Below are 23,724 nucleotides of genomic sequence, written 5' to 3' on the forward strand. Positions count from 1 at the left end.
TTTCGCGACCCATTCTGGCGTTCCGCAGACTGCTTCGCTCGCGCTGCTGCAGGCGAAGCAGGTGTCGGTCCCCTTATTCGCTGGGCGGCACGTAACCTTCAGCCTGGGCGTATTCCTCGCCGGATAGAAACTTGTCCATCTCGGTTTGCAGGAACTTGCGGTCTTCGGCGTTCATCATGTTCAAGCGTCGTTCGTTAATCAGCATGGTCTGATGCTTCTGCCAGTCGTCCCAGGCTTGCTTCGATACGTTGTTGTAGATGTCCTCGCCCTTGGCACCCGGATAGGGTGGGCGTTCCAGGCCTGGTAACTCTTCTTTGTATTTGCGGCAGTTCACGGTGCGGGTCATGAGATCTCTCCTGCGTTCAATTCGGCGGCGGCGCGCTTGAGCAGCGTCTTCACCGGGGCGGCGAGCCCCAGTCGCGGCGGGGTGGCGAGGTTATACCAGAGCCAGTCAGCCTCGGCCACGGCGCCGGGTGGGGATTGCACTCGCACCAGCCAGGGTTCGATTGCGAGCTGGAAATGGCTGAACGTGTGGGTCAGGCCGGGCAGCGCGCGGCGATCCTGCATCTGCAGGGAATGGCGCTGGGCGAGCGTGTCGAGTGCCGTCAGATCCTCCAGCTCGGGCAGGCTCCAGAGGCCGCCCCATAGTCCGCTAGAAGGGCGACGATAAAGCAGGATGGCGCCGTCCGGATTGGCCAGCAGCGGCATCAGGGTGCGCTTCTGTGGCAGCGCCTTGCGGGGCTTCGGCACCGGAAACTCCGTTTCGCGGCCCAGCAGGTGGGCGCGGCAACCTGATCGTAGCGGGCAGAGTAGACAGCTTGGCTTGCTGCGAGTGCAGAGTGTGGCGCCCAGATCCATCATCGCCTGAGTGTAGTGATTGACACGCTGCTGCGGGGTGAAGTGTTCTGCCACTTCCCATAGCTGGCGGGCCACTTTTGGCTCGCCGGGATAGCCCTGCTGCGCGACATAGCGTGCCAGTACACGTTTGACGTTGCCGTCGAGGATCGGCGCGCGCAGGCCCATGCTCAGGCTGGCAATGGCACCAGCGGTAGAACGACCGATACCGGGAAGCTCGGCGAGCTGCTCGACGCAACGTGGAAATTCGCCGCCGTGCTCGGAGACGACTTGTTTGGCGGTTTTGTGCAGGTTACGGGCGCGGCTGTAGTAACCGAGGCCGGTCCACAGGTGCAGCACCTCGTCTTCATCGGCGTCGGCCAGGGCCTGGACCGTGGGAAGCGCGTCCATGAACCGGTCGAAGTAGCCCAGCACGGTGCTGACCTGCGTCTGTTGCAGCATGATCTCCGATACCCAGACTCGGTATGGCGTAATGCGCTGCTGCCACGGCAGATCCTTGCGGCCGTGGCGGTGATACCAGTCCAGCACGGCGGTGCCGAACTGCTCGGGGCTCAAGGGCTCTGCGATCATCGATTGAACAAGCCTTTGAGGGCATCCTTGAGTTCCGGACTGACTTTGTCGCCGAGCTTCTCTTCGATGGTCTTGTTGAGCTTGTCGCCGGCCAATCTGGCGGCGATTTTGCCAAGGCGATCATTGTCGAAGCGGCACGCCTTGGCGCCTAGTTCCAGCGGCCCTCGGCAGCGCAGCGGCCATTCGATGCCGACGTAGCGCTCATTGACCTCGCAGGCCGGGTCGGGCATTTCACCCTTGTCGCCCTCGACCAGGATGCCGATGCCATAGTCCATGCCCAGCACGCGCAGGTCCACGTCGCCATCGCCTTTTACCGTAAGCCCGGGAATGCTGGCCCGCAGGTCCGGATTGCTGGCCACGCCGTTACGCAGCGTGAGATTGCCTTTCAGCTCGCGGAACGGCGTGTCCTTGCTGCGTGGGTCGCTGGCCAGCGGTTTGCGGTTGAGGGTCGAAATCGCGCGACAAAGCTGCTGTTCGAGGTTTGCATCGACCAGGATGCCATTGTCGATGATGAAGCCGATCTTGCCGTTGAGGTTGTCGATCCAGGCCTTCTCGCTATTGCCCTGGGTCTGGATGTCGCTGTCCAGATTGATCAGGCCCTTGATCACTTCTTTCTCGCCCTGGCTTCGCAGAAGACGCTCGATCGGGACGCGTACCAGGCGGGTCTGTGCGGTCACGAGGGGTACCTGTGGACGGATATCGAGGCTGGCCGAGGCTTCGAGACGACCGTTATAGAGACCACTGCGCAGCTCCTCCAGCGTCAGCAGGCCACCCGCCGAACGCGCTCGAAGGGCGAAGTTCTCGAGCGGTAGCTTCATGGCGGTGAAGTTGCCGATATCCAGTTTGATCCGGGTATCCAGGCCACGCAGCGTATTGATCGGCAGGACGGACGCATCGCTCCAGGCGTGCTGGGTCGGTTTGTCCGGCAGAGGTGTGGTGCCGCTACCGATCACGGCCGCTTCGGTGGCGCTCACTTCACTCTGGCGGGCGGCGCCGGCAGCCGTTTCCTTTTCTGGCGGCGGCAGATAACGGTCGAGATCCAGCCGGTCGCCCTTGAGGTCGACACGCAATGCCTGCTTGGCGAAATCGCTGACCGCGACGTTGCCGGTGAAGGTGCTGCCATCTAACTTCAGGTTGAGTTCTTCGAAAGTCAGGCTGGTCGAGGTACCGGCGAGTCGGGTAACCAGCTCGGCCTTGTTGAGAGCGGTGCCGTCAGCCATGGGCGGCAGTTGCTGGCCAATGCTCTCGAGGAACTCACGCAGGTTGAGTTCGGCAATGGACAGGGTGCCGGCGATTTTCGGCTGGTCCTGCAGGTTGCGCACCTTCAGCTCGCCCAGGCCACGCAGGTGATTGGCGGTGAATTTCAGGCTGGTCCACTCGGCGACGTCGGCTGCCAGGTCTGCGAGAAGCTGGCCCTGGGCGCTGAAGGAGAGCGTCTTGCCCTGCAGCCGCTCCCCGGACGCTTCGCCGCTCAACCGCAGGTCTTCTAGCTGGTAGCGTTTGAGTTTGGTATCGAAGCGCAGTGCGCCCTGAAGCTCGGTGCGCGCTCGCATTACCGGCTTGTTGCTGCCAAAGAAAGCGTTGAGCTTGAGCGGGATGGACGTGGCTTCGCGAATGGCGCCTGTGGTCAGCTCGATGCCCTCGGCACTGAATTGTTGACCGCTCTTAGCATCGTGATAGGCAATGCGTGCATCGCTGATGGTCAGGCTGTCGATATCGAGTTGCACAGGGCGCCTGGACTTGTCGGGCTTCTGCTCGTCAGCTGGAGCCTGATCCGCTGGCGGCTTGTCGCCGGGCTGCGCTTCACTGGTCGCCGGTTGGCCGACACCTTCCCAGTTGCCTTGGCCATTCTCGTCACGCGCCAACATCAGATTCAGGCCGTTGAGGGTGATGTCGCTCATTTGCACTTCACGGCTCAGCAGCGGCATGACCCGTACTGACAGGCCGAGCATGCGCAGGTCGGCGAAAGGCTGCTGCGGGGTGCGCACGCTGGCCAGGGTGGTGTCGTGCAGCTCCAGGCCGAGCCATGGGAACAGGCTCCAGCCGATATCGCCGGCAATATTCAGCTCGAGACCGGCCTTGTCGCGGGCAAGCGCGCGGATTTCGTCCTTGTAGTCATTGGGATCGAACAGATGGGTCAGGGCAAAGCCCAATGCGACGATGAGCAGCAGCAACCCGAGGATTACCAGGCCCAGGATTTTGCCGAGCGCTTTCATGAACAGGTCCTTTGTGTTTGGCGTGTCAAAAGCAGCGAGTATAGCGCCCCGAACAGGTGGCTTTCGCCGCAGCGGATGTTGGAGTAGCTACCTGGGCTCGGGTTCCGAGCCCGGCGCCAATGCAGCCCGGGCCGGCACCATGAGCTACAGAGGGTCTAGTGGCAGGTGTGCCCGCGCGGCCAGCGCCTGTGCCTCGAGATGGTCGCGTGGTGCGGCGAGATGCAGCTCCACTCCCGCTTCGCCAGCCAGACGCAGGCTTTCTTCGAGGATGCGTTTGCCGACGCCGCGGCGGCGGGTGATCTTGCGTACGCACAGGTGCGATAGCCGCCAGTGGGGCGTGGTGCGTTGCAGCAGGCCGGCGCCCAGCAGCCGATCATTGAAGCGACCGGCGATCAGGCTTTGATCGGCCAGTCCCGCCTCGATCAGCGCTGCTGCGTCGGTGTGAGGCGCCAGCAGCCATGCCGGAGCGTCGGCAAATATCTTCGCCAGATCGATTCGATCCTGCTGACTAGGCTCGGTTACGGTTTCGACGAATACGGGCATGCTGACCTGGCGTGCTGGCGTGTTGATCGGGCAAGCATAACCGCGCTGGCTTGTCCGCGCACGGTGAAGCCCACGCGGGCCGGTATGACCGATAGCCTCTGCTTTGCAGGCGCGGAGGCACCGCTATTCGGGCTACGGATGCCACACTGCTTTAGCAGCAACGTAGTAAACGTCGGTTTCAGTTACTCCCATAAGGTCAGGCAGCGCGCTGCGTATCACGGTCAGTGGGTTTGGGCCTATAATGCGGCTCTTTTTCGCCCCACGATCAGCGGAGCTGTTGATGTCCGAACGTACGGCTTGCGTAGAGCGCAACACCCTGGAAACCCAGGTAAAGGCCACCATCAACCTGGACGGCACCGGCAAGAGCCGCTTCGCCATCGGCGTGCCTTTTCTCGAGCACATGCTCGACCAGATCGCCCGTCACGGGCTGATTGATCTTGACATCGAATGCCAGGGCGATCTGCACATCGACGATCACCACACCGTGGAAGATGTAGGCATCACCCTTGGCCAGGCATTTGCCAAGGCTGTTGGCGACAAGAAGGGCATGACCCGTTACGGGCATTCCTACGTGCCGCTTGATGAGGCGCTGTCGCGGGTCGTCATCGACTTTTCCGGGCGTCCGGGGCTGCAGATGCATGTTCCCTACACCCGCGCCACGGTTGGCGGCTTCGATGTCGATCTGTTTCAGGAATTCTTCCAGGGCTTCGTCAACCACGCTCTGGTCACCCTGCACATCGATAACCTTCGCGGGCACAACACCCATCACCAGATCGAAACCGTGTTCAAGGCCTTCGGCCGCGCCCTGCGCATGGCGGTGACGCTGGACGAGCGTATGGCCGGACAGATGCCTTCGACCAAGGGTTGCCTGTAATGCAGACCGTTGCAGTCATTGATTACGGCATGGGCAACCTGCACTCGGTTGCCAAGGCGCTTGAGCATGTTGGCGCCGGTCGGGTGCTGATCACCAGCGATGCGCAGGTGATACGCGAGGCGGATCGCGTGGTGTTTCCCGGTGTGGGTGCAATTCGTGATTGCATGGCCGAGATCCGCCGGCTGGGCTTTGATGAGCTGGTCCGTGAGGTCAGCGTCGATCGGCCGTTTCTCGGCATCTGCGTAGGGATGCAGGCGCTGATGGAGCGCAGCGAGGAGAACGGTGGCGTCGATTGCATCGGTATGTTTCCCGGTCAGGTACGTTTCTTCGGTAAGGATCTGAAAGAAGCCGACGAACGCCTGAAGGTGCCACATATGGGCTGGAACGAAATGGAGCAGGCGATTGCTCATCCGCTCTGGCACAACATTCCTGCCGACGGGCGCTTCTATTTCGTCCACAGTTATTACATCGAGGCCGGCAACCCGCGGCAGGTAGTGGGTCGCGGCCATTACGGCAAGGATTTCGCTGCAGCACTGGCCGACGGCTCTCGCTTCGCCGTGCAGTTCCACCCGGAAAAAAGCCATACCCATGGCTTGCAGCTGCTGCAGAATTTTGCCGCCTGGGACGGGCGCTGGTAATGAGCCGGGCGAAACTCAAGCCGCCGGTCCTGGTGCTGGACACCGCCCAGGAGCAGGCTGCGCAGCAGATCATCAAACGCTTTCTGGAAGATCGCTTCGAACTGGAGCTCGGCTCATTCGAGGCTCAGGAAGTGCTCGATCTGTTCGCCCGTGACATTGCTCCGCTGTATTACAACAAGGCGATTTTCGACGTGCAGACGCACCTGAAAGAAAGGTTCGAGAGCATCGAAAGCGACTTGTGGGCACTCGAGAAGAGCTGACCTTAACCAATCCCCTGATTTAGACAGGTTCAAGCCATGCTGATTATTCCCGCCATTGATCTCAAGGACGGCGCCTGTGTGCGTCTGCGTCAGGGTCTTATGGATGACGCCACGGTGTTCTCGGACGACCCGGTCGCCATGGCCGCCAAGTGGGTCGAGGCCGGCTGCCGTCGTCTGCATCTGGTCGACCTCAACGGGGCCTTCGAAGGCCAGCCGGTCAACGGCGAGGTGGTCACGGCTATCGCCAAGCGTTATCCGAACCTGCCGATCCAGATCGGCGGCGGCATCCGCTCGCTGGAGACCATCGAGCACTACGTTCGCGCTGGCGTCAGCTACGTGATCATCGGCACCAAGGCGGTCAAGCAGCCGGAGTTCGTCGGTGAAGCCTGCCGCGCGTTTCCGGGCAAGGTGATCGTCGGGCTGGATGCCAAAGACGGGTTCGTCGCCACCGACGGCTGGGCCGAGGTCAGCAGCGTGCAGGCGGTCGATCTGGCGCGGCGTTTCGAGGCCGATGGCGTGTCCGCTATCGTCTACACCGACATTGCGAAGGACGGCATGATGCAGGGTTGCAACGTCGAAGCGACCGTGGCCCTGGCCAACGCCAGCCGCATCCCCGTAATCGCCTCCGGCGGTATCCATAACATCGGCGATATCCAGAAGCTGCTCGACACCAACACCCGCGGAATCGTCGGCGCCATAACCGGCCGCGCGATCTACGAAGGCAGCCTGGATGTCGCCGAGGCGCAGGCGCTCTGCGACCTGAAATATAAGGACGAGTGATTCGCTGATCTGCGGTGGATCGGTGAAGCGTGATCCACCCTACACGCTACCTGCAGCTTGAAGCCTGCGGCTTGGAAAAGCTGCTTTCGGAGAAAGCCATGGCCCTGGCCAAACGCATCATCCCCTGCCTCGACGTCGACAACGGCCGCGTGGTCAAGGGCGTTCAGTTCGAGAATATCCGCGACGCCGGCGATCCGGTGGAAATCGCCCGTCGCTACGATGAGCAGGGCGCTGACGAGATCACTTTTCTCGACATCACCGCAAGCGTGGATAACCGCGATACGACGTTGCACACCGTCGAGCGCATGGCCAGCCAGGTGTTCATTCCGCTGACCGTGGGTGGTGGTGTGCGCAGCGTGCAGGACATCCGCAACCTGCTCAACGCCGGCGCCGACAAGGTGTCGATCAATACCGCTGCCGTCTTCACACCTGAATTCGTCGGTGAGGCTGCCGACCGGTTCGGCTCCCAGTGCATCGTTGTTGCCATCGACGCCAAGCGGGTGTCCAATCCGGGCGAAACCCCGCGCTGGGAGATATTCACCCATGGCGGCCGTAAGCCCACCGGGCTGGACGCGGTGCTCTGGGCGCAAAAAATGGAGGCCCTGGGGGCGGGCGAGATCTTGCTGACGAGCATGGACCAGGACGGTGTGAAAAGTGGCTACGACCTCGGCGTGACGCGCGCCATCAGCGAAGCGGTAAACATCCCGGTGATCGCTTCGGGTGGGGTAGGCAATCTGCAGCACCTGGCCGACGGCATTCTGGAAGGCAAGGCTGACGCGGTGCTGGCAGCGAGCATTTTCCATTTCGGCGAGTACACCGTGCCGGAAGCCAAGGCCTATATGGCCAGCTGCGGCATCGTGATGCGCTGAGCGCGGTGCGATCAGATGCGTGCCGACGGCACTATCGACACGATCAACGGGCGCTACCTCTAATGCGAGTGGGCGCTTCAAAAGCGTCCACTGCTTGGCGTTCAAGTCCTTAGGCGCACCGGTTGAGTGCGCTTGGCATTCCCTCCAAGTATCCTTTCGATCACCCTATCGCTGCAGCCATTGCTGCAGTCCTGAAAAGATGGCTATCTGATATCTATTGTGTGCGCTTCGTCTCATTTTCCTTTCGTAATTCGTATTCATGGTTCACAAGTTGCTAAACCTAGCTGGCGGCGCACGCTCGGTGCTCTCTACTAGTCGCTGGCGGCTGTCGCTTGGGTTTTCGCAGGCAGGGGGTGTCATGAAACGATTAATCGCAGTTGGGCTGCTGATGGTGCTGGCTGCATCTGCCAGGGCGGCACTGCCCGACGACTACAAAATGGTATTGCTGACGGAAAACTTCCCGCCATTCAACATGGCGGCGGACGGCAAGAACTACGCAGCAGATCGCAACATAAGTGGAATCAACGCCGAAATCGTTCGCGAGATGTTCAAGCGCGCTGAAATCAGCTACAGCCTGACATTGCGGTTTCCGTGGGAGCGCATCTACAACCAGGTGCTGGAACAGCCTAGTCAGGGGCTTTTCTCTACCACCTTCACACCCGAGCGCGAGCCATTGTTCAAGTGGGTCGGTCCGCTTGCCAGCACCGGCTGGGTGTTATTGGCCAAGCCTGACAGTGACATGCGTCTGACGTCGCTGGAGCAAGCGAAGCAGTATCGAGTCGGCGCTTACAAGAATGACGCGGTGAGTCAGCACCTTGAGAGCAAGGGCTTTGAGCCAGTCAACTCGCTGCGCGATCAAGAGAACGTCAGCAAGCTGCTCAGGGGACAGATCGATCTCTGGGCTACGACTTGACCCTGTCGGCCCTTACTTGGCCAAGCAGGAAGGTGTGAGTGGTCTGAAGACAGTGTTGCGTTTCAACGACGCTCAACTGTTCCTGGCGCTGAATAAGCAGACACCGGATGAGGTGGTCAGCAAGCTGCAGAAGGCATTGAATGAGATGAAGAGCGACGGTGCCATCGACGCGATTCTGCGGCGCTACCTCTGACCACTGGACTCAGCGGTAGATACCCTTAGCGCCGTGCGCAAGCATGGCGCGATTGCTGCGGGTCGCAATCATCTGACCTATGTCCACCCAGTCGACGCCCTGTTCGCGCAGCTTCGGTAGCTCTCTTTCCAGCAAAGCCAGCGTGCTTGAGTGCGGGTGGCCGATGATCACGACCGAGCCCTGCTTGCGTGCCAGTTGCAGTGCCCTTCGGAACTGAGCGGCAACCGCTTCGGGCGCTGGGTCGTCATCAAGGAAGATGTCCCGAGACAGGCTGGCCAAGCCAATGCGTTGGGCGGTCGCGGCGGCAACCGTTCTGGCATTGGTGCGGCTGTCGAGAAAGAACAGGTGGCGCTGCTGCAATTCGGTCATCAGGGAGACCATCGGCGGTTGCTGATCGGTCATCTGGCTGCCCATGTGGTTATTGACGCCACTGGCGTGCGGCACCTTCTCAAGTGCGCGCTCCAGCCTGGAGGCCAGTTCTGCCGGTGGTAGTTGCGGTTGCCAGGCATATGGGCCGCCGGCGGGCGCCATGGGCAGATGCAACATCACTGTCTTGCCCGCCGCCTGCGCCTGGGCAGACAGAGTGGTGGCGTGTCGAGTGTCCGGCAGAATCGCCATGGCTACAGGGCCGGGTAGTGCGAGTACCCGTCCATCCCGTGTTGAATTCTGGCCCAGATCATCGATCACCAGGGCCAGCTTCGGCATCTGCGAAACCGCAGCCGGATTCTGCGTTTCGTTCGGGTTTTCAGCGCTGTTGGCTGGTGCGGCGACCACCAACAGTGGCGCAAGTACGCCCAGCAGCAGCCAGCTTCGTAACATCGCTACTTGCCGCGGGTGAGGTTCAGCCCCTTGAGAAGATTGAGCGCCTGGCCGAGCTGATAGTCATCATCCTGTGGGCGCGGCGAGTCGTTGGCGATAGGCGCCATGGTTGGGCGTTCCGGGCCGCCATTGCCATTGCCGAGATGCCCAGCAAGATCGGCTTCGCGAACGCCTTCAGCTGCTTGCTCACGGGTGAGTTTGGCGCGGGTTACGGTGATATCCGGCTCGATGCCCTGAGCCTGAATCGAGCGGCCGTTAGGCGTGTAGTACAGCGCAGTAGTCAGCTTGAGCGCGCGGTCATTGTTGAGCGGCAACACTGTCTGCACCGAGCCTTTGCCGAAGCTGTCGGTGCCCATGACCACGCCGCGTTTCTGATCCTGCAAGGCGCCTGCAACGATTTCCGAGGCCGATGCGCTGCCACCGTTAATCAGCACTACCAGCTGCACACCCTCGCTGGCATCGGCCGCGTCGGCATTGAAGCGCAGCTCGGAGTTGGGGATGCGGCCTTTTGTATAGACGATCAGGCCATCGGTCAGGAAGTGGTCGGAAACTTCCACGGCGGCTTGCAGTACTCCGCCCGGGTTGTTGCGTAGATCCAGCACCAGACCGCTGAGCTTGTTGCCGTTTTCCTTGCGCATCTTGGCCAGGGCTTTACCGACCTCCTCACCGGTGTTGATCTGGAATTGCGTAACTCGCAAATAGCCGTAACCGGGCTCGAGCATCTGACTCTTGACGCTGGTGACCTTGATCACAGCCCGGGTGAGCTTGACCGAAAAAGGCTTTCCGCCTTCCCGTACAAGAGACAGCGAGATATCGCTACCTGGCTTGCCGCGCATCATGGCTACGGCGTCCATCATGGACATGCCCTTCGTCGGCTTGCCATCGATCTTGACGATAAGGTCGCCCGCCTCAATGCCCGCCTTGGACGCCGGCGTGTCATCGATGGGCGAAACCACCTTGATGAAACCGTCTTCGATGCCAACCTCGATACCGAGGCCGCCGAACTCGCCGCTGGTACTTTCCTGCAGTTCGGCAAAGGCTTCCGGCTCGAGATAGGCGGAGTGCGGATCGAGATTGCTGAGCATGCCCTTGATGGCATTTTCCAGCAGTGTCTTGTCGTCGACGGGCTCGACGTACGCCGCCTTGATCCGGTCCAGCACCTCAGCAAAGGTGCGCAGCTCGTCCAGCGGCAGGGGTGCCTTGCGGGCGGCCGGGTCCAGAGGGATCGACTCAGTGGCGATCTCCGGGGGCGGTTGCTGCGCCCAGGCGCTACCGTACATCCCCAGCATGATGGTCAGGGCCAGGGTGGTGGGTTGGGCGAAACGGCGCAGGTGCAGCATGTCTGACTCCAGTTGTGAGGGGCGCTTTAGCCGAGCTGGCCTATCCTTGCGCACGACACCATTGTGCAGGATCGCTTGGGCGACCCTGTTGGCGAATGGCGAAATACAGTGCGGCAGCTTCCTGCCCGCCACTGGTTCCTACGGTGGCGATCGGATCGCCCGCCTTGACGATTTCTCCGGCGTCACGCAACAAGCTCTGGTTGTGCCCGTAAAGGCTCAGAAAGCCGTTGCCGTGATCGAGTATTACCAGCAGGCCGGCGCCCCGAAGCCAGTCGGCGAAGACCACTCGGCCGCCATGCACTGCGCGTACCTGAGTGCCTACATCCGCCCCGATCAGCACGCCGTCCCACTTGGTTCGAGCATCACCGCCGCGCGGAGTGCCATAGCGTGCGACCAAACGTCCGTCGACGGGCCACGGCAGCTTGCCCTTTGCGTTGGCGAAGGGGCCGCCAAAATTGCCCCCGGTACTTGATACCGCGGGCCCCGAGGGCGCCGTGGTTGGACGCCCAGCCTGCTGCTGGCGTGCCCGCTCTTCGCGGGCCAGCGCCAACGCGCGTTGGCGCTCCTGCTCGGCTTCTCGAGCCTGACGCGCCAGAGTCTCCTCGATCGTCTTCAGCACGCGCTCAAGCTGAGCCTGCTCCTGCTTGCGGGCCTTGAGCTTCTGGTCGCGGCTGGAAAAGTCCTTGTCGAGCTTGGCCAGCGCCAGCTGGCGCTCCTTGCGTACTTCGGCCAGTTGAGCGCGACGCTCCTGTAGACCGTCCTGCTGTTCGGCAAGCGTCGCCTGTTGCGCCTGGATGCCAGCTTCTACATTCGCGAGTTGGTTGAGGGTTTCATTGAAGTCCGCCACCTGTTCGAAACGAGCCTTGCTGAGGTAGTCGTAGTACGTCAGGGTCCGGCTGAATTTTTCCGGATTTTGCTGATTGAGTAGCAGCTTCAAGTATTCCTGACGCCCGCTCTGGTAGGCCGCGCGCGCCTGTATGCCGATCAGCCGCTGCTGTTCGAGGCGAGCGCCCTCTAGCGTTGTCTTCTCGTCGTTGAGGCGTTCGAGTTCAGACTCGCTGCGATCGATTTCCTGCTGCAGGGTGTCGACCTGCTTTTCCAGCTGGCCCATCTCGCTTTCGGTGGACTGCAGCTGTTTCTGGACCGCGGATTTCTCCTGCTCGATCTGCTTAAGCAGTTTCTGCAATTCCGCGACGTCCTTGCGCGCCGCTTCGATCTGCTTGCGCGCGTCGGTGCGGTCGTCGGCCACGGCGGGTCCGAGCAGACAGAACAGCACCAAGAGGAGAAATATACGGGGCATGGGAGGGCGTAACCGAGAGTTCAACGACGGCCGTAGTATGCCTAAAAAAGCATCGGCAAGCTGCACGCCCTGCGACGCAAATGCGTGTGACGATAACCGGTGCGTCTTTAGGGACGCACCGGGATGTCGGTGTAAGGAGTTAGCGTTATGTCCCTTCAGACAAACTCGACGATCGAACGCCCGGTCATTTCAGCAGGGACGGGCATGCCCAGCAGGGTAAGCATGGTGGGCGCCACATCGGCGAGCACGCCGCCTTCGCGAATGGTCAGGTTGCGCTTGCCGACATAGATGAATGGCACCGGTTCGCAGGTGTGCGCGGTGTGAGCCTGGCCCGTCATCACATCTTCCATCTGCTCGACGTTTCCGTGATCTGCGGTGACCAGTGCTTCACCCCCGACCTTTTCCAGCGCTTCTACGATGCGGCCGACGCATTTATCCAGGCATTCCACCGCCTTCACGGCTGCGTCGAATACACCGGTATGACCAACCATGTCGCCGTTGGCGTAGTTCACGATGATCACGTCGAAGCGCTGGTTCTCGATGGCATCGACGATGCGGTCGGTCACCTCGGGTGCGCTCATCTCCGGCTGCATATCATAGGTCGCAACCTGCGGTGACGGGATCAGGATGCGTTCCTCGCCAGCGAAGGGTTCTTCGCGACCGCCTGAAAAGAAGAAGGTGACGTGGGCGTACTTTTCCGTTTCGGCGATGCGCAGCTGCGTCTTTCCATTATTGGCCAGGTACTCGCCCAGCACGTTGGTCAGGGCCTCTGGTGCGTATGCGCTTGGGGCGGGAATGCTAGCGGCATACTGCGTCAGCATCACGAATCCGGCGAGCTGGGGTACGCGTGCGCGATTGAATTCGTTGAAACCAGGTTCGACGAAGCAACGGGTCAGCTCGCGAGCGCGGTCGGCGCGGAAGTTCATGAAAACGACTGCGTCGCCATCTTCCACACGCACCGGCTCGCCGATGGTGGTGGCCTTGACGAACTCATCGCTCTCGCCGCGCTCGTAGGCTGCGATCAGACCATCGACTGCGTAGTCGGCATGATGCTCGGCCTTGCCGTCGACGATCAGGCTATATGCCTGCTCGACGCGGTCCCAGCGGTTGTCGCGGTCCATGGCGAAATAACGGCCTATCAGGCTGGCGACGCGGCCTTTGCCTAGACGGGTGAAAGTGGCTTGCATCAGTTCGATGGAATGCTGGGCGCTTTTCGGTGGCGTGTCGCGACCATCGAGGAAGGCGTGCAGGTAGATCTTCTCGGCGCCGCGCTTTGCGGCCAGTTCGGCCATGGCAACCAGATGGTCTTGATGACTGTGGACGCCACCGTCTGAGAGCAAACCGAGGATATGCACGGCCTTGCCAGCACCCGCTGCCTTGTCCACCGCGGTGCATATGGTGGGGTTCTCGAAGAAGTCGCCGTCACGGATGGACTTGGTGACTCGGGTGAAGTCCTGATACACCACGCGACCGGCGCCGAGATTCATGTGTCCGACTTCGGAGTTGCCCATCTGTCCGTCCGGCAGGCCTACATCCATACCGCTACCGGAGATCAGTCCATGCGGTTGGCTGGCCAGCAAGCGGTCGTATACCGGCTTGTTGGCGGCGTGGATGGCATTGAATTCGGGATTGTCACTATGTCCGAAGCCGTCGAGGATTATCAGTACCAGGGGTTTGGGCGCGGCGGGCATGTGTCTGGCTCCTTGCACGGGGTCGCGAAAAAATGGCGGCCAGTCTAATTGTTGGCCGGTTGGGCGTCACGATTCGCAGGGTTCAGCCTGGTGGGGGGGCTGTGTATACTGGCCCGCATTTTATCCCCCGGGTACCCTTTTGATGGTCGCTAACCTGATTGAATTTGTCTCCAACCACTATCTGCTGGTCAGCATCTTTCTGGTGTTGCTGGTTCTTCTCGCTGTCACTGAGGCGCGAAAAGGCGGAAAGAGCCTGAGCAACCGCGAGCTGACCAATCTGGTCAACCGCGACGAAGGCGTGGTGTTGGACGTGCGTGCGAAGAAGGAGTTCGACGCCGGTCACATCGTCGATGCGTTGAACATTCCACACGAAAAGCTGGTCAGCCGACTAGGCGAGCTGGAAAAGCACAAGGCCAAGATGATCGTAGTCGTCGACGCCATGGGCCAGCACGCCGGAACGGCCTGCCGTGAGTTGCAGAAGGTGGGCTTCACAGCCGCGAAGCTGTCCGGAGGGATTTCCAGCTGGCGCGGCGAAAATCTGCCAGTGGTCAAATAACTATGTCCAAAGTCGTCATGTACACCACGGCCTGGTGCCCATTCTGTATTCGCGCCAAGAGTCTGCTGGATCGCAAGGGTGTCAATTACGAGGAAATCCCCGTAGATGGCAAACCCGCGCTGCGCTCGGAAATGGCTGCCAAGGCTGGGCGTACCTCAGTCCCGCAGATATGGATTGGTGACGACCACGTAGGTGGTTGCGACGAGCTGCACGCACTGGAGCGTGCCGGCCGACTGGATGCCATGCTCAAGGCGTGACCCGATCAAGCGGCCTGGCAGCATCGGCTAATTGCCTGATCTGACAGGGCAAATCAAACACGACACGCACAACAAGAAGGCTTCACATGACTGAACAAGCAAACAACGGCGCCGCCGCAGCTCAGGAAGAGCAAGGTGCACAGTTCTCCCTGCAGCGCATCTACGTTCGTGACCTCTCGTTCGAGGCGCCGAAAAGCCCGGAAATCTTCCGTCAGGAGTGGAATCCGAGCGTTGCGCTGGACCTGAATACCAAGCAGAAGTCGCTCGAAGGTGACTTCCATGAAGTCGTCCTGACACTGTCAGTAACGGTGAAGACTGGTGAGGAAGTCGCCTTTATCGCCGAAGTGCAACAAGCAGGCATCTTCCTGATCAAGGGTCTCGAAGCACAGGCTATGAGCCACACGCTTGGCGCGTTCTGCCCGAACATTCTGTTCCCCTACGCGCGAGAGGCTCTCGACAGTCTGGTCACGCGTGGCTCGTTCCCGGCCTTGATGCTGGCGCCGGTGAATTTCGATGCGCTTTATGCCCAAGAAATGTCGCGTATGCAACAAGGCGGCGAAGCGCCTGCCACGGCTCACTGATACCCCGCTCCAATCCTGTCGCAGGGCGGTGTGCGCCTTGCGACAGCGAGTCGTTTTTCAGCGAACTTTCACCACCAGCTTGCCCACAGCTCTACGCTGAGCGAGGGTATTGATCGCGTCAGCGGTCTGTTCAAGCGCGAAGGTCTGAGATACCAAGGGTTTGAGCTTGCCCTCGGCGTGCCAGGCGAAAAGCTGTTTGAAGTTCGCTGCGTTGTCATGGGGCTGACGCCGGGCGAAGCTGCCCCAGAACACACCAATCAGCGCGGCGCCTTTGAGCAGCGGCAGATTGGCTGGCAGTGATGGGATATCTCCTGCGGCAAAGCCAACTACCAGCATCCGCCCGTTCCAGGCGATGCTACGAAATGCTTCCTCGAACAGCTTTCCGCCGACCGGGTCGTAGATCACGTCCACGCCCTCGCCGCCTGTTAGCTCTTTCAAGCGTTCCTTGAGGCCGGTTTCGGTGTAGTTGATCAGTTCGTCGGCGCCCGCCTTTTTGGCCACCTCCAGCTTTTCTGCAGTTGAAGCGGCTGCAATGACCTTCGCACCCATCGCCTTGCCAATCTCCACAGCTGCCAGGCCTACTCCGCCCGAGGCGCCCAGCACCAGCAAGGTTTCTCCCGGCTGCAGATTGGCGCGCTGTTTCAGGGCATGCATTGACGTTCCGTACGTCATGCTGAATGCGGCCGCCGTTGCGAAATCCATTGCTGGCGGTATTGGCAGCACGCTATCACCTGGAACGGCCACCTGTTCGGCAAAGCTGCCCCAGCCGGTCAGCCCCATCACGCGATCACCGACTTTCAGGTGGGTGACTTTTTCGCCTACCGCAGCAACGACGCCAGCCGCTTCACCGCCTGGAGAAAAGGGGAAGGGCGGCTTGAACTGGTACTTGCCTTCGATCATGAGCGTGTCCGGGAAATTCACACCGGCGGCATGCACATCAAGCAACACCTCGCCCTTCTTTATTTTCGGTCCGTCGACTTCTTCAATGACCAGCGTTTCAGCGGGGCCGAACTCTTTGCACAGGACAGCTTTCATCGGGATTCCTTTTATCGTTAGAGATGAGGCTAAGGCCGGTTAAGGATCGGGTCAGTCTAGAAGCCTGTTTCAAGGGCGCAACGAGCATGGTCTGGCCTGATGGCAATACATAAGGACGGGCTTGGGTCTGCGGCTAGCACTGGTTATGCTGATCGGCATATCCCTCGGAGTAGCACCGTGAACCGAATTCTCGTTTTTATGCTTGCGATCTGTATGGCCCAGACGGCGCTGGCCGAAACCTCGGAAGCCGATGCGGCTGCGCCCAAGACCATCTATTACGCGCTAGTGCCTGCGCTGGTTGGTAACTATGGTTCAGATGGCAAGCTTAAGTACTACAAGGCGGACATCGCGTTGCGTGTAAGCGGCACGGAAGCGGAGGCCAAGGTAAAACACCATGAGCCGCTGATCCGCAATCAGCTGGTGACCCTTTTCTCCCAGCAGACTGACGCCAGCATCGGTACTGTCCAGGCCAAGGAGGCCCTCAGGCAGGAGGCGCTCAAGCAAGTGCAAGCAGTGCTGAGTCAGGAGGAGGGCGTGCCCCTGGTCGACGATCTATTGTTCAACAATTTGATCGTGCAATAGCGCCAGATATGCCGATTCATACGGCTTAGCGTAGCGCCATAATCGCGAGCCACTCACTCTCGCTGACAGGCATCACCGACAGGCGACTGCCTTTTTGTACGAGTGGGAGCTGCGAAAGTGCCGGCAGGCTCTTCAAGCGCGGCAGTGTCAAGGTCCCGGCGAAGCGCTCCACGAAGCCGACATCGACAGCGCTCCATGGATTCTTGCCCTCGCTGGCCTTCGGGTCGCAGTAAGTCGAATCTGGATCGATCGCTGTCGGGTCAGGGTATGCGGCGCGAATGATGCGGCCGATACCAGCAATGCCAGGCGTTGCACAGCTCGAGTGATAGAAGAAGAACTGATCGCCTTCGACCATCTCTCGCAAGAAGTTGCGCGCCTGATAATTGCGCACTCCGTCCCAGCGACTCGACCCTGATTCCTCTAGATTCAGGATGGAAAACTCGTCCGGTTCAGACTTCATAAGCCAGTACGGCATGGTCTTTGCTCACTAGTTATTGCTTAAAGAGTTCTCGCACGCGAAATCCCCGACAGTCGGTCGCCACGCTGGTTTGCGCTGCACCGAGGCATGGCGGAGAATGCCGCGCTTGAGGTTGATGGTGTCGAGTCTTCAAAACCAAAACGATATTGACTCGATGTAAGACTATTCGCCTGGCAGGGGGAGGCGATAACTATGAAACGTAAGCCGGATATTCTTTGGGTCCTGGTGCTGATTTTCGGTCTCGGCGTAGTTACCACGGGCTATACCCAAGGGCTATGGGAAGCTTCGGACGATTCTTCGTCCATGATTCCGATTAGTCACTCGCAACAACTTCAGCGCTAGTTTCACGGGCCGCAAGGACGCGGCTGAGACACCCGCTTCTACTCTTTCGCATACCACCCACGATCAGTCACCGTCGCCTGCAGACTCACGTCCCAGCTGGCCACGGGAATCACGTCGACTTTCTGACATTCATGAGCCAACCCTAAAAGTGTCGGTTTGTGACCTTTTTTGCGCCTGCTGCGATAGGCCAGGCTTCGATCATAGAAGCCGCCGCCCATGCCCAGTCGTCCGCCGTGCTCGTCGAATCCCACCAGCGGCATCATGACCAGGTCGAGTGTCCAGATGCGCCGCTGTTGGGCGCGGCTGAATACAGGCTCGGCGATACCGAATCGGTTCGGTTTCAGTCTTTCATTCGGTTTGATGCGTTGAAACACCATTCGCGTACGCGGCCAGGCATCAAGGACCGGCAGGTAGGTTGCCTTCCCTCGCCGTTGGGCTTCACGTAGCAATGGTCGCGGGTCGATTTCGCCGTCGTTGGGTAAATACAGGGCTATGTGGCGACTTCTGCGAAATAGCGGATGTTGGGCCAGCTGCTGGTACAGCCGCTTGGCGGCCTGACGTTGTTGCGTGAGAGAGAGCTGGCGACGCGCTTGACGCAGTTGACGGCGCAGCGCCGGGCGCGGAAGGCCTTCGGCTGCGATCATGATATGAGGCTCCCCAGCATGCCGCTGCCCGCGTAGGCCCTTGAACCCGAGAGTTCAAGGTGGCGACTACAGAGTACCTTAAGGCTTTCCGTCAGGCGGACATGCACACCGGCACTACGTGTAGCCTCCAAGGTGTTGCTTATCGGGAGAGGGTCATCGCCGACTGGCGAACATGCCAGGGAGTGGGCGGGATTATAACGCAATCTGTTCGCCGTTCATCAGTTGCCGGTTGGGTTTGGATCGGCGGCCAGAGCGCTGTCGACTCGCTCCAGCAAAGTGCGCACGTGCTCACGAGCACTGTTGGCTTCGGCATCCAGACGGTCGTGCTTGTGCAGCAGCTCATGGGTAATGTTGAGTGCGGCCATCACGGCGACACGATCAGCGCCTATGACTTTGCCGCTGCTGCGGATCTCGCGCATCTTGCGGTCGAGGTAATGAGCGGCGCCTTCGAGGTTGCTGCGTTCTTCGGGTGGGCAGGAAATACAATATTCCTTGTCCATGATGTGCACGGTGACAGTGTTCGGCTGGGTCATGAGTCCTGCTCCAGGGCTTTCAGGCGCGAAATCATTGATTCGACCTTCACCCGTGCCATTTCGTTCTTTTCGATCAGATGAGCGCGTTCCTCGCGCCAAGTCTGCTCACTATGAAGCAACAGACGATTCTGCGCCTTGAGTTGCTCGATGCGTTGTATCAGCTGTTCCAGCTTGGTGGTCAGCAGCTGCAAGTCGGCGTCTTCCATGGGATTCCCGGGTAATGGCGCGAGCGTTGGCTAGTCCGGCTTCGATGGTCTTGGCTCGTATGCCGATGCTAGGATACAAGGCCTTCATTCTAGACATTAGCGCCTTCGTGCGCCTAGCTGCCAATGCCCATTCAAAACTCGCCGTATGCCGCTTTTGCCACTTTGCTAGCCAGCAGTGCCCAACCTGTCACACCTGCCGAATTGCACGGCCTGTTGCTCGGGCGCAGTTGCGCAGGTGCTGGTTTCGATGCCGAATCATGGCTGATCGATGCCGTCGAACTGCTGGGCGCCGAGCCCGAGGAGTCGGTGCGTCAGGCTCTCATCGGCCTTCAGGAGATGGTCAAGGGCGAACTGGCTGGCGAGGATATCGCCATCGTGTTGCTGTTGCCCTCAGATGATGCATCCCTAACCGAACGCGCGCTGGCGCTGGGCCAATGGTGCCAGAGCTTTCTAACGGGTTTCGGTCTGATCGCCGGTGATCGGGCGCTCAGTGGTGAAGCGATGGAAGTGCTCCAGGATCTCGCGGCCATCGCTCAGATTCAGGATTCCCTCGAGGAATCCGAAGATGGTGAGAACGACTACATGGAAGTCATGGAGTATCTGCGAGTCGCGCCGTTGCTGCTATTCACCGAATGCGCCAAGCCGGTCGCGGCTACGGCCAAGCCCTCCCTGCATTGAGGCCCCCGTCCATGACCCGCATCCCCAAGTCGGAATATGCCCGTCGTCGCAAGGCGTTGATGGCGGAGATGGAGCCCAACAGCATCGCCATCCTTCCGGCGGCGCCTATGTACATTCGTAACCGCGACGTCGAGCATATCTATCGTCAGGACAGCGATTTCCAATACCTATCAGGTTTTCCCGAGCCGGAAGCGGTAATTGCGCTTATCCCGGGTCGCGAGCATGGCGAGTACGTGTTGTTCTGCCGGGAGCGTGACCCGGCGCGTGAACTCTGGGACGGATTGCGCGCCGGTCAGGATGGCGCCATCGCCGAATACGGTGCAGACGATGCGTTTCCGATTGGCGACATCGATGACATCCTTCCCGGTCTGATTGAAGGGCGCTCGCGCGTCTATTACGCCATCGGCAGCAATCAGGAGTTCGATCACCGCCTGATGGAGTGGATCAACACCATCCGCTCCAAGGCCCGTCAGGGTGCGCAGCCACCGAACGAATTCGTTGCCCTTGATCATCTTCTGCACGACCTGCGCCTGTACAAGTCGGCAAACGAAGTAAAGGTGATGAGGCACGCAGCAGAGATTTCCGCGCGTGCCCACGTTCGGGCCATGCAGGCCAGCCGCGCGGGGCTGTACGAGTACCATCTTGAAGCGGAGCTGGACTACGAATTCCGCAAGGGCGGCTCGAAGATGCCGGCCTATGGTTCTATCGTTGCGGCTGGCAAGAATGCCTGCATCCTGCACTACCGTGAGAACGATGCGGTGCTCAGGGACGGCGATCTGGTGCTTATCGATGCGGGCTGTGAGATCGATTGCTATGCCAGCGACATCACCCGGACCTTTCCCGTCAGCGGCCGCTTCTCGCCCGAGCAGAAGGCCATTTACGAGCTGGTGCTGAAAGCCAATGAAGAGGCGTTCAACCATATTGCACCAGGCAAGCACTGGAACGAGGCTCATGAAGCCACCGTTCAGATCATCACTGCCGGGTTGGTCGAGCTGGGCCTGCTGCAGGGTGATGTCGACGAGCTGATCGCCGCGGAAGCCTACAAACCTTTTTATATGCATCGCGCCGGGCATTGGCTGGGCATGGATGTTCACGACGTCGGCGACTACAAGGTTGGCGGCGAGTGGCGCGTGCTCGAGCCCGGGATGTCGATGACTGTCGAGCCAGGTATCTACATTGCCGCTGACAACCAGGACGTGGCCAAGAAGTGGCGCGGTATCGGTGTACGCATCGAGGACGACGTCGTGGTGACCAAGACCGGCTGCGAGATCCTTACTGGCGACGTACCCAAATCAGTAGAGGAAATCGAAGCCTTGATGGCCGCTGCCGCCGAGGTCGCTTAGACATGAGCAGCCTGGCCATTGTGGGTGGCGGATTGGTTGGCGCGAGCCTGGCGCTCGCGCTGCAGAAGGGTGCGAAGGCGCGCGGCTGGACGATCCAGCTGATCGAGCCGTTCGAACCGGGCAACGAGTATCAGCCAAGCTACGACGCGCGCTCTACCGCGCTTTCCTATGGGACTCGGTTGATTTACCGGCGGCTGGGTGTGTGGGAGCAGATTGCGGAGCGGGCCGAACCGATCACTCATATTCACGTGTCGGATCGCGGTCGTGCTGGCGCCACTCGCCTCGACGCCAAAACTCAGCAAGTGCCCGCGCTGGGCTATGTGGTAGAGAACGCCTGGATCGGCCATTGTTTGTGGCAGGCTCTGGATGATCAGGTGGTTGTGAGGCATTGCCCTGCTGAAGTCAAGCACATGGAGCCTGAGGCTGGCGGCTATCGGCTGACTCTGACAGATGGCATTTCTCTCGCCTGCAAACTCGCGGTTCTCGCTGACGGTGGGCGCTCCGCATTGCGCGAGCAGCTCGGGATCGGAATCCGGCGTACGCCTTATGATCAGACGGCACTAATCGCCAATGTCACACCTGGCAAGCCCCATGGTGGCCAGGCATTCGAGCGCTTCACAGATGAGGGGCCGATGGCATTGCTGCCACTGCCCGAGCGGCGTTGCGCACTGGTCTGGACGCGGCCCGACAAGGACGCTGCGCGCCTGGCCGCGCTGCCCGAGGCCGAGTTTCTCAGCGAATTGCAGCAGGCGTTCGGCTATCGCCTGGGTGGTTTCCAGCAGGTGGGCGCGCGACATCTCTATCCGCTCGTGCTCATCGAAGCCGAAGAGCAGGTCCGCTCTGGTCTCGTGGTGCTTGGTAATGCCGCGCACAGCCTGCATCCCATTGCTGGGCAGGGCTACAACCTCTCATTGAGGGACACCGAGGCGCTTGCAGCCGCATTATTGGGCAGCACGGCCGAGCTGGGCGACCTCGGGGTACTGCAAAATTATCACCGGCGTCAGCGTGCGGATCAGCGGCTTACCGTAGGCTTCTCCGATCAGCTGACTCAGCTGTTCGGTGACGCTTCACGGTTCTCAATCGCTGGTCGCAACCTGGGCTTGCTCGGACTGGACCTGTTGCCGCCGGCCAAGAACTGGTTCGCCAGGCAGGCCATGGGGCTCGGTGTACGCGAGCGCTAGCCAGACAATATTCTTACAGGCATCGCGGCATCGGCGATGCGGCTCGATTCCGCATTTGGCGGGTAGATACCGCTAGATATAAGTCACGATGCGCGCTCGCTGGCGCTGCAGTAGACCCTATTGATACGCCGAAGCTCGGCGTGCAGGAGAGCAGACATGCAAACGGACCTCATCATCGTCGGCGCCGGAATGGTTGGCAGCACCTTGGCGCTCGCGCTGAAAGACGCCGGTCTCAGCATCAAATTGATCGATGCAGGTCCGCTGGATATTCATCCGAGTACGGCTGCTGACCCTTTCGAACCTCGTGTCAGTGCCTTGTCGGCAGCCAGCCAGCGAATTCTCGAACGCGTCGGCGCATGGCCTGGCATCAGCCGCCGCCGCGCCAGTCCTTACACCGACATGCATGTATGGGATGGCTCGGGAACTGGCCAGATTCACTTTTCAGCAGCGTCGGTCCATGCCGATGTACTTGGCCACATCGTCGAAAACCGCGTCGTGCAGGACGCGCTTCTGGAAGTGCTAGAACGCGACGGTTCGGTGGAGCTGTTGCCCAGCGCACGCCTGGAACATCTGGAGCAAAGAGAAAGCGGCTGGACCTTGACCTTGAGCGGTGGTGAGCAGCTGAGCACCACCCTGCTCGTCGCTGCCGATGGAGCCAATTCTGCCGTGCGCCGCCTGGCCGGGTGCGAAACGCGCGAATGGGATTATCTGCATCACGCCATCGTGACCAGCGTTCGTTGTGCCGAGCCCAACCAGCAGACCGCCTGGCAACGTTTTACCGATGACGGCCCGCTGGCGTTTCTGCCGTTGCAGAAGAATGGCGATGCGCATTGGTGTTCCATTGTCTGGTCGGTTACGGAGCCTGAAGCTCAACGTCTGATGGCACTGGATGACGCGGCTTTTCGTCAGGCGCTAGGACGGGCGTTCGAATACCGTCTTGGCGAGGTGACCGAGGCCGATCCGCGGCTGTGCATCCCGTTGCGCCAGCGTCACGCCAAGCGCTACGTGCAACCGGGCCTGGCGCTGATTGGCGATGCGGCCCATACCATCCATCCGCTGGCAGGGCAGGGCGTCAACCTCGGACTGCTCGATGCAGCAGTCCTGGCCGAGGTTCTGCTGACAGCCGCCAACCGGGGGGCGCAATTGGGTGATCCGCGGATACTGAGCCGTTTCGAGCGTCGCCGGATGCCACATAACCTGTCCATGATGGCGGCGATGGAGGGCTTCGAACGACTATTTCAGGCTAATCCGCTGCCATTGCGCTGGTTGCGGAATGTCGGGTTGAAAGGTGTGCAGGCGCTGCCTGAGGCCAAGGCGCTTTTCGTGCGTCAGGCATTGGGTCTGAGCGGCGACCTGCCAGCGCTGGCTCGCGTATAGCATTGCCCCGCGTTGGGGCGACTGCGCGAAATGTCGCGTTGAGAAAGTAAATGACATTCACTACTATTCA

26 protein-coding genes, 1 other RNA gene and 1 pseudogene are annotated in these 23,724 nt (G+C 60.4%); 14 read left to right on the top strand and 14 right to left on the bottom strand.

Annotated features, from left to right (window positions below):
- Window positions 1–73: 73 nt before the first annotated feature.
- The 4 genes from NA619_RS08440 to panM form a co-directional block, all read right to left on the bottom strand.
- The gene (locus tag NA619_RS08440; protein WP_255961371.1) at window positions 74–346 is read right to left on the bottom strand and encodes an oxidative damage protection protein; all 273 of its coding nucleotides are present in this window, start codon (window positions 344–346) and stop codon (window positions 74–76) included.
- The gene (gene mutY, locus NA619_RS08445; RefSeq protein ID WP_255961490.1) at window positions 343–1,410 is read right to left on the bottom strand and encodes an A/G-specific adenine glycosylase; all 1,068 of its coding nucleotides are present in this window, start codon (window positions 1,408–1,410) and stop codon (window positions 343–345) included. The genes NA619_RS08440 and mutY overlap by 4 nt, the downstream gene beginning before the upstream one ends.
- Window positions 1,411–1,421: 11 nt before the next feature.
- Window positions 1,422–3,641 (bottom strand): AsmA family protein, encoded by a 2,220-nt coding sequence (locus tag NA619_RS08450; RefSeq protein ID WP_255961372.1) that lies wholly within the window; start codon window positions 3,639–3,641, stop codon window positions 1,422–1,424.
- A gap of 144 nt (window positions 3,642–3,785) precedes the next feature.
- On the bottom strand, window positions 3,786–4,184 hold the full coding sequence (panM, locus tag NA619_RS08455) for an aspartate 1-decarboxylase autocleavage activator PanM (protein WP_255961373.1): 399 nt from the start codon (window positions 4,182–4,184) through the stop codon (window positions 3,786–3,788).
- Between the two features lie 280 nt (window positions 4,185–4,464).
- Between panM and hisB the strand changes: the two genes are divergently transcribed.
- The 6 genes and pseudogenes from hisB (at window position 4,465) to NA619_RS08485 (ending at window position 8,711) form a co-directional block, all read left to right on the top strand.
- Entirely contained in the window at window positions 4,465–5,058 is a 594-nt protein-coding gene (hisB, locus tag NA619_RS08460) for an imidazoleglycerol-phosphate dehydratase HisB (RefSeq protein WP_019341947.1), read from the top strand.
- Window positions 5,058–5,696, top strand: a complete 639-nt coding sequence (hisH, locus tag NA619_RS08465) for an imidazole glycerol phosphate synthase subunit HisH (RefSeq protein WP_255961374.1) — start codon at window positions 5,058–5,060, stop codon at window positions 5,694–5,696. The genes hisB and hisH overlap by 1 nt, the downstream gene beginning before the upstream one ends.
- Window positions 5,696–5,956 (top strand): DUF2164 domain-containing protein, encoded by a 261-nt coding sequence (locus NA619_RS08470; protein ID WP_128120487.1) that lies wholly within the window; start codon window positions 5,696–5,698, stop codon window positions 5,954–5,956. The genes hisH and NA619_RS08470 overlap by 1 nt, the downstream gene beginning before the upstream one ends.
- 36 nt (window positions 5,957–5,992) lie before the next feature.
- Complete coding sequence (gene hisA, locus NA619_RS08475) at window positions 5,993–6,736, top strand: 1-(5-phosphoribosyl)-5-[(5-phosphoribosylamino)methylideneamino]imidazole-4-carboxamide isomerase (protein ID WP_255961375.1); 744 nt, start codon at window positions 5,993–5,995, stop codon at window positions 6,734–6,736.
- A gap of 98 nt (window positions 6,737–6,834) precedes the next feature.
- Window positions 6,835–7,605 carry an imidazole glycerol phosphate synthase subunit HisF gene (hisF, locus tag NA619_RS08480; RefSeq protein WP_255961491.1) on the top strand — a complete coding sequence of 257 codons (771 nt, stop codon included), beginning with the start codon at window positions 6,835–6,837 and terminating at the stop codon, window positions 7,603–7,605.
- A 358-nt stretch (window positions 7,606–7,963) separates the two neighbouring features.
- A pseudogene (locus NA619_RS08485) lies at window positions 7,964–8,711 on the top strand (substrate-binding periplasmic protein).
- A gap of 9 nt (window positions 8,712–8,720) precedes the next feature.
- Here NA619_RS08485 and NA619_RS08490 read toward each other — a convergent pair.
- From NA619_RS08490 to gpmI, 4 genes are all read right to left on the bottom strand, one after another.
- Window positions 8,721–9,416, bottom strand: coding sequence for a divergent polysaccharide deacetylase family protein (locus NA619_RS08490; protein ID WP_423836816.1), 696 nt, complete (start codon window positions 9,414–9,416; stop codon window positions 8,721–8,723).
- Between the two features lie 116 nt (window positions 9,417–9,532).
- Window positions 9,533–10,870: a S41 family peptidase gene (locus tag NA619_RS08495; RefSeq protein ID WP_255961377.1), complete on the bottom strand. Its 1,338-nt coding sequence runs from the start codon at window positions 10,868–10,870 to the stop codon at window positions 9,533–9,535.
- 40 nt (window positions 10,871–10,910) lie between these two features.
- Window positions 10,911–12,170 carry a murein hydrolase activator EnvC family protein gene (locus NA619_RS08500; protein WP_255961378.1) on the bottom strand — a complete coding sequence of 420 codons (1,260 nt, stop codon included), beginning with the start codon at window positions 12,168–12,170 and terminating at the stop codon, window positions 10,911–10,913.
- 155 nt (window positions 12,171–12,325) lie between these two features.
- On the bottom strand, window positions 12,326–13,861 hold the full coding sequence (gene gpmI, locus NA619_RS08505; protein ID WP_255961379.1) for a 2,3-bisphosphoglycerate-independent phosphoglycerate mutase: 1,536 nt from the start codon (window positions 13,859–13,861) through the stop codon (window positions 12,326–12,328).
- A 142-nt stretch (window positions 13,862–14,003) separates the two neighbouring features.
- On the opposite strand from gpmI, the gene NA619_RS08510 reads away from it, so the two are divergent.
- From NA619_RS08510 to secB, 3 genes are all read left to right on the top strand, one after another.
- Window positions 14,004–14,417 carry a rhodanese-like domain-containing protein gene (locus NA619_RS08510; protein WP_255961380.1) on the top strand — a complete coding sequence of 138 codons (414 nt, stop codon included), beginning with the start codon at window positions 14,004–14,006 and terminating at the stop codon, window positions 14,415–14,417.
- 2 nt (window positions 14,418–14,419) lie between these two features.
- Entirely contained in the window at window positions 14,420–14,674 is a 255-nt protein-coding gene (gene grxC / locus NA619_RS08515) for a glutaredoxin 3 (protein ID WP_255961381.1), read from the top strand.
- 86 nt (window positions 14,675–14,760) lie between these two features.
- Window positions 14,761–15,255 (top strand): protein-export chaperone SecB, encoded by a 495-nt coding sequence (gene secB, locus NA619_RS08520; protein ID WP_255961382.1) that lies wholly within the window; start codon window positions 14,761–14,763, stop codon window positions 15,253–15,255.
- A 57-nt stretch (window positions 15,256–15,312) separates the two neighbouring features.
- Here secB and NA619_RS08525 read toward each other — a convergent pair whose 3' ends face one another.
- Window positions 15,313–16,290, bottom strand: coding sequence for an NADPH:quinone oxidoreductase family protein (locus tag NA619_RS08525; RefSeq protein WP_255961383.1), 978 nt, complete (start codon window positions 16,288–16,290; stop codon window positions 15,313–15,315).
- 198 nt (window positions 16,291–16,488) lie between these two features.
- Between NA619_RS08525 and NA619_RS08530 the strand changes: the two genes are divergently transcribed.
- Complete coding sequence (locus NA619_RS08530; RefSeq protein WP_255961492.1) at window positions 16,489–16,872, top strand: flagellar basal body-associated protein FliL; 384 nt, start codon at window positions 16,489–16,491, stop codon at window positions 16,870–16,872.
- A 25-nt stretch (window positions 16,873–16,897) separates the two neighbouring features.
- Here the strand turns inward: NA619_RS08530 and NA619_RS08535 are convergent, their stop codons facing one another.
- From NA619_RS08535 to NA619_RS08555, 5 genes are all read right to left on the bottom strand, one after another.
- Window positions 16,898–17,347 carry an EVE domain-containing protein gene (locus tag NA619_RS08535; RefSeq protein ID WP_255961384.1) on the bottom strand — a complete coding sequence of 150 codons (450 nt, stop codon included), beginning with the start codon at window positions 17,345–17,347 and terminating at the stop codon, window positions 16,898–16,900.
- Window positions 17,348–17,730: 383 nt separating this feature from the next.
- Entirely contained in the window at window positions 17,731–18,336 is a 606-nt protein-coding gene (locus NA619_RS08540) for a 5-formyltetrahydrofolate cyclo-ligase (RefSeq protein ID WP_255961385.1), read from the bottom strand.
- Window positions 18,337–18,342: 6 nt separating this feature from the next.
- Window positions 18,343–18,521, bottom strand: a non-coding RNA gene (gene ssrS, locus NA619_RS08545) — 6S RNA.
- A 33-nt stretch (window positions 18,522–18,554) separates the two neighbouring features.
- The gene (locus NA619_RS08550) at window positions 18,555–18,869 is read right to left on the bottom strand and encodes a cell division protein ZapA (RefSeq protein ID WP_122163372.1); all 315 of its coding nucleotides are present in this window, start codon (window positions 18,867–18,869) and stop codon (window positions 18,555–18,557) included.
- Window positions 18,866–19,075: a TIGR02449 family protein gene (locus NA619_RS08555; protein ID WP_255961386.1), complete on the bottom strand. Its 210-nt coding sequence runs from the start codon at window positions 19,073–19,075 to the stop codon at window positions 18,866–18,868. Before NA619_RS08555 ends, NA619_RS08550 begins: the two co-directional genes overlap by 4 nt.
- A 123-nt stretch (window positions 19,076–19,198) precedes the next feature.
- Between NA619_RS08555 and NA619_RS08560 the strand changes: the two genes are divergently transcribed.
- From NA619_RS08560 to NA619_RS08575, 4 genes are all read left to right on the top strand, one after another.
- Window positions 19,199–19,753: a YecA family protein gene (locus NA619_RS08560; protein ID WP_255961387.1), complete on the top strand. Its 555-nt coding sequence runs from the start codon at window positions 19,199–19,201 to the stop codon at window positions 19,751–19,753.
- 11 nt (window positions 19,754–19,764) lie between these two features.
- Entirely contained in the window at window positions 19,765–21,096 is a 1,332-nt protein-coding gene (gene pepP / locus NA619_RS08565) for a Xaa-Pro aminopeptidase (RefSeq protein WP_255961388.1), read from the top strand.
- 2 nt (window positions 21,097–21,098) lie between these two features.
- Window positions 21,099–22,277 (top strand): 2-octaprenyl-6-methoxyphenyl hydroxylase, encoded by a 1,179-nt coding sequence (ubiH, locus tag NA619_RS08570; protein ID WP_255961389.1) that lies wholly within the window; start codon window positions 21,099–21,101, stop codon window positions 22,275–22,277.
- 156 nt (window positions 22,278–22,433) lie between these two features.
- Window positions 22,434–23,654 carry a 2-octaprenyl-3-methyl-6-methoxy-1,4-benzoquinol hydroxylase gene (locus tag NA619_RS08575; protein ID WP_255961390.1) on the top strand — a complete coding sequence of 407 codons (1,221 nt, stop codon included), beginning with the start codon at window positions 22,434–22,436 and terminating at the stop codon, window positions 23,652–23,654.
- The last annotated feature ends 70 nt before the right edge of the window (window positions 23,655–23,724 follow it).

Origin of the sequence: Stutzerimonas stutzeri (assembly GCF_024448895.1) — a bacterium.
Classification (GTDB): domain Bacteria; phylum Pseudomonadota; class Gammaproteobacteria; order Pseudomonadales; family Pseudomonadaceae; genus Stutzerimonas; species Stutzerimonas stutzeri_Q.